General features: G+C 66.7%; 17 protein-coding genes. 8 read left to right on the top strand and 9 right to left on the bottom strand.

Going from position 1 to position 13,266, the window contains the following annotated elements; all coding sequences use genetic code 11:
* Nucleotides 1–46 precede the first annotated feature (46 nt).
* From A5760_RS13045 to A5760_RS13065, 6 genes are all read right to left on the bottom strand, one after another.
* Nucleotides 47–430, bottom strand: a complete 384-nt coding sequence (locus A5760_RS13045; protein WP_064881326.1) for a hypothetical protein — start codon at nt 428–430, stop codon at nt 47–49.
* A gap of 173 nt (nt 431–603) precedes the next feature.
* A complete protein-coding gene (locus A5760_RS13050) occupies nt 604–1,767 on the bottom strand; it encodes an LLM class flavin-dependent oxidoreductase (protein ID WP_064881329.1) in 1,164 nt (387 codons plus the stop codon).
* Nucleotides 1,768–1,934: 167 nt separating this feature from the next.
* Entirely contained in the window at nt 1,935–2,279 is a 345-nt protein-coding gene (locus A5760_RS26685) for a hypothetical protein (RefSeq protein ID WP_064881331.1), read from the bottom strand.
* A 152-nt stretch (nt 2,280–2,431) separates the two neighbouring features.
* On the bottom strand, nt 2,432–2,650 hold the full coding sequence (locus A5760_RS26690; RefSeq protein WP_155764319.1) for a hypothetical protein: 219 nt from the start codon (nt 2,648–2,650) through the stop codon (nt 2,432–2,434).
* 262 nt (nt 2,651–2,912) lie between these two features.
* Nucleotides 2,913–5,201, bottom strand: coding sequence for an isocitrate lyase ICL2 (gene aceA, locus A5760_RS13060; protein ID WP_064881333.1), 2,289 nt, complete (start codon nt 5,199–5,201; stop codon nt 2,913–2,915).
* 244 nt (nt 5,202–5,445) lie between these two features.
* Nucleotides 5,446–6,159 (bottom strand): MBL fold metallo-hydrolase, encoded by a 714-nt coding sequence (locus A5760_RS13065; RefSeq protein ID WP_064881335.1) that lies wholly within the window; start codon nt 6,157–6,159, stop codon nt 5,446–5,448.
* Nucleotides 6,160–6,256: 97 nt separating this feature from the next.
* Here A5760_RS13065 and A5760_RS13070 point away from each other — a divergent pair, with 97 nt between their 5' ends.
* The 5 genes from A5760_RS13070 (at nt 6,257) to A5760_RS13090 (ending at nt 9,038) form a co-directional block, all read left to right on the top strand.
* Nucleotides 6,257–6,580 (top strand): ArsR/SmtB family transcription factor, encoded by a 324-nt coding sequence (locus A5760_RS13070; protein ID WP_064881337.1) that lies wholly within the window; start codon nt 6,257–6,259, stop codon nt 6,578–6,580.
* Nucleotides 6,577–6,993, top strand: coding sequence for an SRPBCC family protein (locus A5760_RS13075; RefSeq protein WP_064881339.1), 417 nt, complete (start codon nt 6,577–6,579; stop codon nt 6,991–6,993). Before A5760_RS13070 ends, A5760_RS13075 begins: the two co-directional genes overlap by 4 nt.
* 51 nt (nt 6,994–7,044) lie before the next feature.
* Nucleotides 7,045–7,491 (top strand): SRPBCC family protein, encoded by a 447-nt coding sequence (locus A5760_RS13080; protein ID WP_064881341.1) that lies wholly within the window; start codon nt 7,045–7,047, stop codon nt 7,489–7,491.
* Between the two features lie 66 nt (nt 7,492–7,557).
* Nucleotides 7,558–8,166, top strand: coding sequence for a YbhB/YbcL family Raf kinase inhibitor-like protein (locus A5760_RS13085; protein ID WP_064881343.1), 609 nt, complete (start codon nt 7,558–7,560; stop codon nt 8,164–8,166).
* A 17-nt stretch (nt 8,167–8,183) separates the two neighbouring features.
* Entirely contained in the window at nt 8,184–9,038 is an 855-nt protein-coding gene (locus tag A5760_RS13090; RefSeq protein ID WP_064881345.1) for a lipase family protein, read from the top strand.
* 4 nt (nt 9,039–9,042) lie between these two features.
* Here A5760_RS13090 and A5760_RS13095 read toward each other — a convergent pair whose 3' ends face one another.
* Nucleotides 9,043–10,617 (bottom strand): phytoene desaturase family protein, encoded by a 1,575-nt coding sequence (locus A5760_RS13095; RefSeq protein ID WP_064881347.1) that lies wholly within the window; start codon nt 10,615–10,617, stop codon nt 9,043–9,045.
* A 113-nt stretch (nt 10,618–10,730) separates the two neighbouring features.
* Between A5760_RS13095 and A5760_RS13100 the strand changes: the two genes are divergently transcribed.
* Nucleotides 10,731–11,330, top strand: a complete 600-nt coding sequence (locus A5760_RS13100; protein ID WP_064881349.1) for a TetR/AcrR family transcriptional regulator — start codon at nt 10,731–10,733, stop codon at nt 11,328–11,330.
* Here A5760_RS13100 and A5760_RS13105 read toward each other — a convergent pair.
* Nucleotides 11,327–11,875, bottom strand: a complete 549-nt coding sequence (locus A5760_RS13105) for a TetR/AcrR family transcriptional regulator (RefSeq protein WP_064881351.1) — start codon at nt 11,873–11,875, stop codon at nt 11,327–11,329. The genes A5760_RS13100 and A5760_RS13105 overlap by 4 nt on opposite strands.
* Nucleotides 11,872–12,117, bottom strand: coding sequence for a hypothetical protein (locus A5760_RS13110; protein ID WP_064881353.1), 246 nt, complete (start codon nt 12,115–12,117; stop codon nt 11,872–11,874). Before A5760_RS13110 ends, A5760_RS13105 begins: the two co-directional genes overlap by 4 nt.
* Here A5760_RS13110 and A5760_RS13115 point away from each other — a divergent pair.
* Entirely contained in the window at nt 12,116–12,937 is an 822-nt protein-coding gene (locus A5760_RS13115; protein ID WP_064881355.1) for an alpha/beta fold hydrolase, read from the top strand. The two genes, A5760_RS13110 and A5760_RS13115, sit on opposite strands and share 2 nt — an antisense overlap.
* Before the next feature lie 74 nt (nt 12,938–13,011).
* Complete coding sequence (locus tag A5760_RS13120) at nt 13,012–13,263, top strand: tautomerase family protein (protein ID WP_231122625.1); 252 nt, start codon at nt 13,012–13,014, stop codon at nt 13,261–13,263.
* Nucleotides 13,264–13,266: the final 3 nt, after the last annotated feature.

Below are 13,266 nucleotides of genomic sequence, written 5' to 3' on the forward strand. Positions count from 1 at the left end.
GCGCATGACGGCCGCGCAGAGCGGCCGCCACGCTTGGATTCACGATTTACGGGTTGTTGAACTGGTTCTCGTAGGTCTGTTGCTGCTGCATGTCCTGATTGAACTGCTGCTGGGCCTGCTCGTTTTGCTCTTCTGCCTGTTGCATCGATTGCTGCAGCTGCTGCTGATTCAGCTGCTGTTGCAGCCGGGCCTGGTCGTCGCCGTCATCGGCCGCGAGGCCGCCGCCGGTGAGGCCCGGCGGCGCCTGGGGTGAAAAGGCCATGTCCGTCAGGCGCACCGATCTGGATCCGAGCGTCGTTCCGGGGGTCGGGAGCTGCGCCGCGTCGTAGACGGCCAGGACGGCCAGGGTCGCGGCGCCCGCGAGAGTGAGGCGCAGTAGTGGCCGGCGGCGTCCGCCGGCGATCGTGGGGTGAGGGGTATTAGCGGTCATCTTCCAGGTATGCGCCGCGTTCTTAGCTGCCCCCTGGGGCGCGGCTGTCGCCTTGATATGAAGCCCGTGCGGCCGTCGGAAGGTCGCCGGACCCGGCCGTCGTCGAAAGCCACGCCGCATCCCGGCGAAATGCGCGGGCCGCAAAGGGAATTCGCGCGGACAGGTGTGCAGCGTTACTTCGCGTCGACCTCGTCCTGGTATTTCTTGGTCATGTGCGCGACGGCGTCCAACTGCGACTGCGCGAGGTTCTCGCGAGCCTGGCCGGCGCGCGCGGCGGCGTCCAGCGTCGGCTGCGCCAGCCCCTGGAAGTGCGGCATCACCTCGGCGGCGAACAACTCGGCGGACCGTCGGGTGGCGGCCGGGTTGGCCCACTCCTGGCCCATCTGCAGCATGCAGCCGAAACCGCCGGACTGATCCCACAACCGCTGCACCTGTTCGCGCGCCCGCTCGGGCGTGCCGATGACGCCCGCACCGTTGTCGTTGATGACGTCGATCATTTCGTCGAGCTGCTCGCCGGGCATCGTCATCTGCGGGAACGCGGCCACTTTCTGGAAGTACCGGAACCACGGCTCGATGCCGAACTTGACCTCTTCACGGGCCTGCTTCTCGGTCTCGGCGAGGTGGAACAAACCGACCAGGCTCCAGTTCTTGCGGTCTACCTGCGTGCCGAAGGCCGCGGCGCGCTCCTCGACGATGCCCCAGTGGTAGGACAGCGCATTGAAACCCTCGACGGTCAGGGTTGCCCCGATGGACAGCAGGCCGATGCCGTGCTTGCCGGCCAGCCGCGCGCCCGTCGGTGACGCGACTGCGGCGACGGACAGCGGGATCCCTCCGTCGGAGTAGGGGGCAAGCTGCAGCTTGGCATCGAAGAGCTGGTGGGTGGCGGTCTTGGCGCTGACCGTCTCCCCGGCCAGCAATCGCACGACGATGTCGAGGTTGGTTTCCAGCAGCTCTCGGGTGTCGGTGGGGGTGAGTCCGATCATCGACGAGTCGCTGGGCAGCGAGCCGGGCCCCACACCGCCGATGATGCGGCCGTGCGTCAGGTGATCCAGCAGCATCAGCCGGTCGGCGACCCAGAGCGGGTTGTGATACGACAACGAGATGACTCCGGTACCGAACCGGATCCGCTTCGCCCGTTCGGCGGCCGCGGCGATGAAAATCTCTGGGGAACTGATGATTTCGCTGCCGGCCGAGTGGTGTTCGCCCAACCACACTTCGTCGAAGCCGAGGGCGTCGAGATGCTCGACGAATGCCAGATCCCGCTGCAGGGCCAGCGTCGGGTTGGTGCCTGCGCGGTGGAACGGGGCGATGAAGTATCCGAACCTGAGCTTCGACATTGAAGTCCCCTTGCATCCGAGTTGCGGAGAACCATAACTCGAATCACGGGCTCGCCCTAGGCCCGACAGAAGGGTTCAGCCGATGGGGCCAGGTAATCCCGGCCCCACCGGCTAGGGAAACAAGTCTTTGTGGTGCGTTTCAGCGCCGGCTCAACGCGGCTCGGCGATCAGTAGCCGCCGCAGACGTTGCCGACGCAACCGCCACCGCCGCCCGGTCCGCCACCGCCACCGCCGACGCCGGGAATGCTGCCGCCGCCTCCGCCGGGGCCGCCGCCACCGGTCGGGCCGCCGGGCACACCGCCGCCGCCACCGCCGGGGCCGCCGCCGCCATTCGGGCCGCCGGGCTCGCCGCCGCCGGGTGCAGTCGTGGGTGCGACGCTGGAAGACGGGGTGGTCGTCGGGGTGGTGGTGCTGCTCGGGCCGCCTTTATGACCGCCGCCGCAGGCGACCGACAGCACGAGCATGGCTGCACCGCCGAACAGCGCGACCGTCGTCCTCGGTCCAGATCTCATCAGATCCCCCAATCGCCACTTGCGTCACTTCGCCCCGCCCCCTTTTCCGTACCCCAGGGCGCAGCCGCGCAAACAGATTTCGGCGCCGAGATTGCACCGGACGAAGATGGCCCATCACGCCGGTGTGATGGGCCATCGCGAACGGTGATCGGCTAGCAATTAGCTCCGGGGATGCAACCGGCGAGCATGGCGACGTGCTCGCCTGGCGCGGGTGTGCCGGGCTTCGTCGTCGTGACACCGGGTGACGGATGCGTCGCTGCCGTCGATGCGCTGCCCGTCGGGCTAACACCGACGGCACCGAATCCGACCGTCAAAACAACCGCTGCCGCACCACCGCACACGGTGATCGCCTTCTTGATTGGGGTTCTCATCAGGCACTCCTCTCGGCTCCGGCGTATTTGTTAAATCTGAACGCACTTTTGTTACAAGCTAAATCCTACACTTGTGCAACTGTTCGCAAGGTAAATTCTTGGCAGCGCGTACGGTGGCGAACCGATGTCGAGCGGACGCGCGCGCGACGGCCATGGTGCGCGCCGTGGACCGACCGCCCGCGAAAGCCGGCCGGCCTGGGTCGATAGCAGCGATCAGCGGCCGCCGCATGCGTCGATGTGGCGGCCGCTGTCGACCCGCTGGCTAATTTTCTTTAGTAATCAGCTTGCGCAGCGCGACCCGGTCGGGCTGCAGCAACTCCGCGATGCGGGGCCGGTTCACCTCGGCAACGATGATCTCGCCGACCTCCTGGTAGACCTCGCTGAAGATGCCGTGCGATTTCATCTTCTCGGTCTGATACTGGTTGTCCTCGGTCGGCGTCACGTAGATCACCGCGTCGGCCTTGAAGCGGTGCACCAGCCAGAGGTGGATCAGCGTCATCAGCCGCTTCTGCCGGAGCTTCTCGGCGAAGGTGTTCTGGTCGCGCACCTGAAGGATGCTGCGGCCGTGCCGGTCCTTGATCGGGTCGACGACGACGTTGGCCAGCTGCTCGTCGTCGTTGCCGTAGATGCCCAGCTCGAGCACGTCCGAGCCGGCCCGCCGGGGCCGCAGTTGCACGCGGAGTTTCTCGCCGAGGTTGTAGTTCTCGCTCCACATCGCCAGCCACTCCTCGAGCAGCTTCTTCGGCACCTCGGTCTGCACCAGGTGCTGATGCTGGGTCGAGCCCTCGCCCATCGCCTTGGTGGTCGCGGTGCGACCTGAGGACGCGGTGAGTGCCGCGTCGCTCCGCGGGCCGCCGACCAGGGTTTGCGGTGTGCGGTAAGGCGATTCGACCAGGCGCATCTTGCGCTGCAGGCGGGCCAGCGCCAGCATTCCGTCCTGTTGCAGCGAGGTCGCGAACTCCTCGGCCGCGACGCCGTCGATCTGGTGACCGCCGTAGGTGATGAAGTTGAAGACGAAGCCCATCTTGCCCAGTTCCTCGGGGAACTGTTTCATCTGCTCGTCGGTCATGCCGGTGGTGTCCCAGTTGAACGACGGCGACAGGTTGTAGGCCAGCATCTGGTCGGGGAACTCGGCGTGGATGGCGTCGGCGAACTGCTTGGCGTCGGCCAGGTCGGCGGTCTTGGTCTCCATCCACAGGATGTCGGCGAACGGCGCGGCCGCCAGCGACTTGGCGATGGCGTACGGGATGCCGCCGCGGATCTGGTAGTAGCCCTCCGGGGTCTTGGACAGTTCGCAGTCCCAACCGGGGTCGACGCCGAGCTCCTTCGCCTTGGACTTGGCGGAGTACAGGGACGCGCGCGCGGCGAAGGCTCGCCACTCGTCGACGCTCATGTCGGCCGGCTCGCCCTCGCTGGCATCGAATCCGAGCACCTCGGCCACGGCCTCGCCGTAGGTCATCAGCCCGGCGTCGTCCTCCCAGGCCGCCACGAACCGCGACTCGACCTGGTCGAACAGGTCGTCGATCGACTGCTGACCGTTCTCGCGCCAGGCGTTGACGGCATCAGAGATCACGCCCTGGATGCCCTGACGCTCGAGCCAGGCGCCGGCCTCGGCGTACTCCCCCTCCGGCAGCGCATAGAGGAGGTGACCATTGAGGTCCTTGACGCCCAGCTCGTAGAAACGGCGCACCATGGCCAGGAAGCACGACTTGTACGACGGGATGTTGAGGTTTGTGGCGCCGAGCAGGAACGGCTGGTCGCGCTCGTCGGCCCGGCTGTCGAGCAGGTTGGCCGCCTCGGCATCGGTACGCGCGACGATGATCCCCGGCACCTTCATGATGTCGAGCTGGAAGCGCGCGGCGTTGAGGCGTTTGATCTGCTCGTCCGACGGGACCAGCACCTTGCCGCCCTGGTGGCCACACTTCTTGGTACCGGGGCGCTGGTCCTCGATGTGGTACCCGGGCACGCCGACCTCGACGAACCGGCGGATCAGGTTGCGCACGTGCGGGTCACCACCGTGGCCGGTGTCCGCGTCGGCGATGATGAACGGCCGGTAGTCGTATTCCGTGGCGGTGGCCCGCTGCTGCTCGCTCATGTTCAGGCGCTGGTACTGCTGGTTGCGGTCGGCGGTCAGCAGCGCGCGCACCAACACCGCGGCGTCGTCGGGCACCTGGCTCAGCGGGTAACTGGCGAGGTCGGGTCCGGGATCCTCGGTGGTGGAGCCTTTGGCGGACGTCGCCCAACCACCCAGATAGATCCCCTCGATGCCCATGCGCTTCATCGCGACGGCCTGGCCGGGCGAGTACGGGCCGAACGTGGTGATGCTCTTCTTCTCGGCGAACAGCTCGCGCAGCCGCTCGTAAAACGCGGCCGCCGCGCTGCGGGCGACGGTGTAGTCGGTGGGGATGGTGCCGCGCTGCTCCGCTACCTGGCGGGCCGTGAAGAGGCGCGTGATGCGAGAAAAGCGCGGGTCGTCGAAGTATTGCTGCGTGGCAGCGACCTCGTCGTCAAACGATGGCCGGACTTGCGTGTCCCTATCAATGATCGCCATGTCTACGCTCCTCTTCAGCACGATTCCACTGAACGTGAGTCTATCCCCGGGAACGGCAGTTCAATCAGGGGTCGAAGGACTCGAGCCAAAACTGTTGCCGCACCCTGTACTTGCGCGAGCTTTTCGGCGGCGGGCCGGCGATCGGCGCGGATCGTTCGCTGTCCGGGATGCTCGCCGGCCGTGGCGCCGCGCCGTCGTGGGACGTCAATGCCTTGGGAGACAATCCCTTTCGGCATGGTGCCGATCACGGCGCTGCCGCACGACGGGCCAGCCAGTCCCGCTGGCGCCGGACGAACCCCGCGTCGACGACGTCGCCATGGCCCGGAACGTAGATCGCGTCGGGGCCACCGACCGCCAGCAGCCGGTCCAGGGTCGCGGGCCAGGCCGCGACATCGGAGTCGGCGTCGATCGCGGGGTCGCCGGACTCCTCCACCAAGTCACCGGTGAACAACACGACCCGCTCGCCGTCGTCCGTCCCGGGCGCGACCACCACCAAGTCCGAGGCGGTGTGGCCACGGCCGAAATGCGCGATCGCCACCGTCCGGTCCCCGAGGTCGACGACGGCGTCGTAGCCGCCGCTGTGCGCGGGCCGCAGCGCGGCGATCGCCGCGTCCACCTCGGCGGGGTCGGCGCCATGCCGCAGGGCGTCCACACGGAGCTGGTCGGTAGCCGAGGAAAGGTATTCAGCCACCTCGGGGGCGCAGTGCACCCGCGCCCCGGTGAACAGCGACGAACCCAGCACATGGTCGAAGTGCTTGTGCGTCAAGACAATATGGTTCACGGGGTGCCCGGTGAGCAGCCGGGCGTCGGCGTCGATCGCGGCCGCCTCGGTGAGCGTGGTTCCGGTGTCGACCAGCAACACCCCGTCACTGCCCCACACCAGCCCGATGGTCACGTCGCAGAACGGGAGCCGGCAGCGATGCACACCGCCGGTCAGTCGTTCCCAAGCGAGATGCACACCCAGGAAGGTAGCCGCACCGGCTTCCGGTCACCGCCCCTTTCTCCCGCGCCGTTATGTCGGAAATAGTTGACATATCGGGAATGTCCGACATAAGTTGGCGGATGTGGCCAGTGTTGATCGCGTCTTTCTCGCCTTGGCCAACCCGGTGCGGCGCGAACTGCTGGAGATCCTCTTCGACCAGCCGCTGTCGGCGGGGGAACTCAGCGAACGGTTCGAGCTCAGCCGGCCCGCAGTGGCCGAGCACCTCAAGGTGCTGCGTGACGCGGGGCTGGTAGCCGACCAGCCGCACGGGCGCCATCGCATCTACCGCCTCACCGCGGAGCCGTTGGCCGAGCTCGGCGAGTGGCTGCATCCCTTCGAGAAGTTCTGGCGTGCCCGACTGGCCAAGCTCGCCGAGGTAGCAGAGGAGCTGAAATGACCGAAACGTCACGGTTCGCGACCATCCGGGTGGATCAATTCGTGGCGGCGCCACCGGCCACGGTGTGGCGATTGCTGACCGAACCCGCGCTGATGAAGCTGTGGTGGGCCGAGGGGCAGGTGGCTGCGGTGGTGGGACACCAGTTCACTCTCGACATGCCGGGCTACGGCAAGCAGCCGTGCACGGTGCTCGAGGTCGAGCCGCCGCACCGATTCGTCTACACGTTCACCGCCGCCTGGACACTGACCTGGCGGCTGGAAGCCGAGGGGGACGGTACCCGAGTGTTCTTGGAACACAGCGGCTTTGACCTCGACGACAAGCGCATGGCGCAGGCGTTCGAGCGGATGGGGCCGGGATGGCGCGACGTCGTCCTGCCCCGGCTCGCTCGGATTGGTGCCCAACCAGGTCAGTGACGCGGCTGTTCGGCCGGTTTCGAGCCGCACCGCACTGGCTATTTCCCCGACATGGCTATCACCGATTCCCGTGAAGTCGTCATCGAGGCGACGCCCGACGAAATCATGGATGTGCTGTTCAACATCGAGTCATTGACCGAGTGGTCGCCGGCCCACAAGAAGGTCGAAGTGCTCGAGCGCGACGACCAGAACCACCCGACCAGATCCCGACAGGTCGTCAAACTCGTCGGCGTCAGCGACGAACAGGAGCTGGCCTACACAGTTCACGACGACGGCGTGGGCTGGACCCTGATCAGCGCCAAACAGCAACGCGCTCAGGAGGGTCGGTACACGCTCACCCCCGAAGGCGACTCCACCCGGGTTCACTTCGAGCTGACGGTGGACCTGGTGGCGCCCGTGCCCGGGTTCCTGGTCAAGAAGGGGGCCAAGAGCCTGATGGACACGGCCACCGAGGGGCTGCGCAAACGGGTGCTCGAAGTCGAGAAGCGCGGCAAGTAACGTCCCCGCGCCCGGGTGAAAATCGGGTCCTTCCCCACCGGGGGCGCGCGAGTCAGACTGTTATCCATGGAATCGACGCCGGCGGGCACGCTTCAACGGATCGCGGCGATCATCGGTACCCTGGCGATCGCGCCGGGGCTGGCCGGCTGCGGCGGCCAAGGTCATAGCCACCAGACCACACCGTCGACGCCGAAGATCACCACCCTCGGCCGCACGGCGCCGAACGCGCCCGGGGACGCGCCATTGACGATCAGCAGCCCGGCTTTCGCCGACGGTGCTCCGATTCCGGTGCAGTACACCTGCAAAGGCGCCGACATCGCGCCGCCGTTGGCCTGGTCGGCGCCGCTGGGTGCGGCTCTCGTCGCCGACGACCCCGACGCCGTCAACGGCCTGTACATCCACTGGGTCGTCGTGGGGATCGCCCCCGGCTCCGGCAGCACCGCCGATGGTCAGACCCCGGCCGGGGCGAGCGCCCTGCCGAACACGGCGGGCCAGTCCGCGTACAAGGGTCCCTGTCCCCCGGCCGGAACCGGCACGCATCATTACCGGTTCACCCTCTACCAGCTGCCCAATGACTATCAACTGCCCCGCGGCCTGGCCGGCGTTCAGGCGGCGCAGACGATCGCCGGCGCCGCGAATGCGCAGGCGCAACTCACCGGAACGTTCGGCGGCTGAACCCGAGTGGGCCCGCCATGCCAACGCCATCGACGTTAGACGTAACGCAGGCAATACAATTCGCCCAGCTGGTCAATCTGACCTACGGGACGCCGCCCGGCGATCTGACGAACGCGGCCGGTCAAGCCTTGAGCGCCGGCGGCGTCGACTACACGGTGGTCACCACGATCTACGCCAACGATCTGGCGACCGACATGAACCCGGCCCGCGGCGTCGACGAAGTGTCCATCGGGCTGATCTGCCAGGAGGACAAGACGGGCGACGTCGCGATCGCAATCCGCGGCACCGAGGGATGGCTGGAATGGATCCACGACGCCGACTTTCTCCTGGTGCCATGCCCGTTCCTGGCCGGCGCCGGCCACACGGAAGACGGCTTCACCGACATGTACGAGTCCCTGCGGACCGGAGCCACGCCGGGTTCGCCGACGGTGGTCAACGCCCTCGGGAACCTTCCGTTCGCTCAACCCGTCGGCTCGGTGACGATCTGCGGGCACAGCCTGGGAGGGGCCCTGGCGACACTGCTCGCCCTTGACGTGGCCGCGAACACGACGTTTACCAATCCGGCCGTTTACACCTACGGCAGTCCACGCACCGGCGATTCGCTGTTCGCCGGCACATTCGACCAGGTAGTCAAAAACTCGTGGCGCGTCGCAAACCGCCTGGACATCGTCCCCGCGCTGCCCCCGCCCCTCGACTACGAGCATGTCCTCAATCCGGTCGAGCTCATCCCGGTCCGCTTGGTTCCCTGGCCTCCGGAGACGCTGGTCAAATACACGGTGTCATGCGAACATTCGCTCGCGACCTACCTGTATCTGTTGTCGCTCCAATCCACCGGCGCGACCCTTCCCCTGGAACCCGGCTGCAAACCCTGAAGGCTCAGGACGCGTCGTCGAGAACCTGATAGGCGGCGTTGTAACCGGGTGTGAAGGTGATGCCCGGTCCGCCATGGCATCCGGCGCCGGCGAGATAGAGGCCATCGATTCCGATGGGCATATCAAGGAAGCCCTTCGGGCCGGGCCGGTTGGGACCCATCAGGTCGGGGTGCAGTAGCCCGTGGCAGAAGTCGCCCGAGGGCGCACCGAACATGGTGTTCATGTGGTAGGGCGCGAACGTGATGTGGCGTATCACGATGTCCTTGAAGTTGGGCGCCAGGCGGGTGATCTTGTCGATAACCCGTTGCGCCATCTCATTTTTCAGATGCCCGTGCTGGTCGCGGCGGGCCTCGACTGGGAACGCGTAGGCGAACGCGCTCGCCGCGTGCTTGCCGGGCGGCGCCATGCCGGGGTCGTGCACCGATGGGATCTGCATTCCCATTGACGGGTTGTCCGGAACGATGCCCCGTCGGCAGTTTTCCCAGTGCAGCTGCTGGGATTCGGGTGATCCGAAGATTCCGACCGACTGTTGCATGCCGTCGGCGTTGAGAAACTCATACGGCGGGGCGAATTCGGGCAGCCCGTCCAGGGCGAAGTGGATCTGCACGAACGAGGCCCGGTGGTCGCGGCCGGAGATGCGTGAGACGAGCTGTGCCGGAACGTGTTCGGGTGCGATCAGTTCGGTGAGCGTGATATCCGGCGACAGGTTGGACAACACGATCGGCGCCGAGATCGTCGATCCGTCGCGCAGTCGCACACCGGTCACTTTGCCGTGGTAGACGAGGATCTCCTCGGCCTTGGTGCGGAACCGGATCTCGCCGCCGTGGGCGATGAAGAGCTCGCGCAGGTGTTCGGTGAGTGCGCCGATGCCGCCCTTCAGCTTCGTCATCATCGCGGTGTTGGCCGCGTCTTGGGGCACGGCTAACGCGAAGGCCAAACAGGTTGCGCTGCCCGGTGTGTACGGGCCGCGGTAGGTCGAGTTGACGGCCAGAAATGCCAGCATCCCGCGAATGACCGCGTGCTTGTCTTTGTCGGGCAGGTAGCGGTCGATCACATCCATGGCCGAGCCGAACAGCATCTCGTGAATCGCCCGGCGTTCGGCGTCGTCGGCCGCGCAGGCATACATTTCATCGAGGGTCTTGGGCGGCCGGCGGACGTCGAAGCGGCCCAACGCTTTCGCCGGCCCCTGACTCCAGCCGATCAATTCGGCCATGCCGGTGACCGCCTCGAGCCCGTGCCTCTCGCTCAGATGCGTCATCAGCCGCATCGGGTCGCGGTAGAAGATCATCGGCTCTTCGCCGTGTTCGCCGATGTTGATGGACATCACGTCGGGCTCCACAGCCGGCAGCGTGTCCAGGCCGAGGTCCTTGGTGAGCTGGCTCGCCATGGGAAACTGCACCGAACCGGCGATCTCGTACCGGAAGCCGTCGATCAATTCGACCGTCGCGGCCATGCCGCCCGCGTAGGTGTTGGCCTCCAGGCACAGAGTGCGCAGGCCCGCGCGTTGCAGGATCGCCGCGGCGGCCAGCCCGTTGTGCCCGGCGCCCACCACGATTGCGTCGTACTCGGTGTTGGTCATGATGTCGGCCCTCCGCCTCCGCCGGGTGATCGCGTGCCAAGGATATGTCAGTACTGACATAATTGGAAGATGCCAGTCGTGACCCGCTTGCCTGGGATACGATCGCCGCTGAGATGACCTCCCCGGGCAACCGTCATGAACAACGACGACGATCGACGCATGAGGCACTTCGCCGAGCGGCGTTGAAGAGCTTCGCCCACAAGGGGTTTGCGAACGTCACCGTTACCGAGCTGGCCCGCGAGGCCGGTGTCACCGAACGCACCTTCTTCCGGCACTTCCCGACCAAGGAGGCCGTGCTCTTCCAGGACTACGAGACCCAGTTGGAGTGGCTGTCCGAAGCGCTTGCCCAGCGCCCGGCCTCGGAATCACTGTTCGACGCGGTGCTCGCCAGCGTCGCCGCCTTCCCGCACGACCTCGAAGTGGTGCGCCAGGCCGCGACCGCCCGTGCCGAGCTGATCAGCGCGGAGCGGATCGCCGGTCACCTGCGGGTCGTGCAGTCCTCGTTTGCACACGTGCTCACCGACTTCGTCAGAGAGCGGAATCCGGATCTGGCGAACATCGACCTGGCTGCCGAGGTAGCGGGCTCCGCGATTGCAGCGGCTCTCGTTGCGGCAGTGGAGAATTGGGGCCGCAGAGGTTGCTCCGGCGACCTCGGCGCGGACGTGACTGCGAGCCTGGACCTGGTGCGCTCCGGTTTGGCACCGCTCGCCTAACCGGTAGGGGTTCGGGTGGCCAGTCGAAGCAGCGCCCGGCGTAATTGCCGGTCGCGTTTACCGGCGGCCAGCTCGACCAGCGCGATCTCGGCGACCGCGGCGACCAGCAGCGCCGCGATCGGTTCCGGTGGCACCCATCCGAGTGCCGCGAGGTCTGGCATGATCAACGCGGCGGCGCTGTCATTGCGTGCCGCAACCAGATCGCTCAGCCTGGCCTCGGTGCGCGATTGAACCAGCAGCGCTTTGGTTGCCGGTTCGGCCAGGCACCCGTCCAGATAGGTGTTCACTCCGGCTCGCAGCCGATCGAGCCCGGGCGGCAAATCAGCCATCGCGGCGGTGATCGTTTCTTCCAGCTGGTCGTGGAACCGGGCATGCAGGGCGCGTACATATTCGCTGCGGCTGGGCCAGTGCTGGTAGAAGCTGCCTTTCGCCATGCCGGCCTCGGCGACGATCGCGTTGACCGAGATCCTGGCCAGGTCGGCGGTCGACAGCAGGCGCTGTCCCGCGTCCAGCAGCGCGGTGCGGCCGGGTTCGGGTGGCCTCATCGCAGCCCGGCCTTGCGCTGGCTGCGGCGCGCCAGCGTCTCCCCGTACTGTTCGCAGACGTCGATCATGCCGATGAGCTGGTAGGTGATCCAGCGCTTGTGGTCGACGGAAGGTTCTTCTCCGTTAACGGCGCCTCGAGAGGCGGAGCCTGTGCCATCACTTTCCTCCTTGTCATGACTGTCCGCTTGGTTGTAGCGTAATTCTTGACCGACCAGTCGGTCAACCAGGAAGGGAGCTCTCATGTCGACCATTCAGACCAGGGCCGGGCGAGTCGCCTACAGCGAAGTCGGCAGTGGCCCAACGGTTTTACTGCTCCACGCGATCCTGCACGACCGGCACGACTTCGACCCGATCGTCGACGCGCTGGCCCGGCACTACCGCACCATCGCGGTGGATTGGCCGGGGCACGGGCATTCGGATCCGGTTGACGCCACCGTCAAGCCCGGTGCCCCACTCTTCGCTGACGTGCTCGAAGACGTCGTCGACGGGCTGGGCATAACGCGGGCGGTCCTGATCGGAAACTCGGTCGGCGGATTCGCTGCCGCGCGGCTGGCGGTCAACCGTCCCGAATCCGTCGCCGGCCTGGTGCTGGTCAACAGCGGTGGGTTTGTGCGGTTGAACCCGCTGACCCGCATGTTCTGCCGGGCGCTGGGCACTCCGGCGGTACACCGCCGGGTCGCGGCACCGTTCATCCGCGGCTACATGAAGGCCAAGACGGACAACGATCGAGCGATCGTCCAGCGTGCGATCGCGGCGGCGAGGACGGACCAGGGTATCCGCGTCGTCACCGGCCTCTGGAGAAGCTTCGCCGCACCCGGCCACGATCTGCGCGACCGCGTCGATCTGCGCGACCGCGTCGACGAGCTGTCGGCCCCCACCCTGATCGTGTGGGGCAAGAAGGACATCGCGATACCGCTGCGGGCCGGACGCGCCACCCATGAAGCGATCCGTGGCTCCCGCTTCGAGGTCCTCGATACCGGGCATGTGGTCTTCTCGTCGGACCCCGCCGGCTTTCTGGCCGTGGCGGAGCCGTTCCTGGAATCGGTGGTGCGTCGGGTGTGAGCTCTCAGGTCTCTTGCGCGCTTGCCGCGGCCCCATCAACGAAGCGCCGCAGTACGGCATTTCGAGCGCCGCTGTTGTATATCGACCTCATCGAGGGCCGTACGCCCGTCGACGATCGTTCGTCTCGCCAGGTGGTCCTGCACGTGGTGAGCCGGCGACGTCCGCGCGAGCTCAAGCAGAAGTTCTATGCGCTGCTGGCATCCCGACTCGCCGATCGATGCGGGCTCGACCGCGCCGACCCGACTGTCTCGGTCACCGAAAACGGCGACGAGGATTGGTCTTTCGGCCACGGTAGGGCGCAGTTCCTCACCGGTGAGCTCAAGTGAGCA

The organism is Mycobacterium colombiense (assembly GCF_001665835.1).
GTDB lineage: Bacteria > Actinomycetota > Actinomycetes > Mycobacteriales > Mycobacteriaceae > Mycobacterium > Mycobacterium colombiense_A.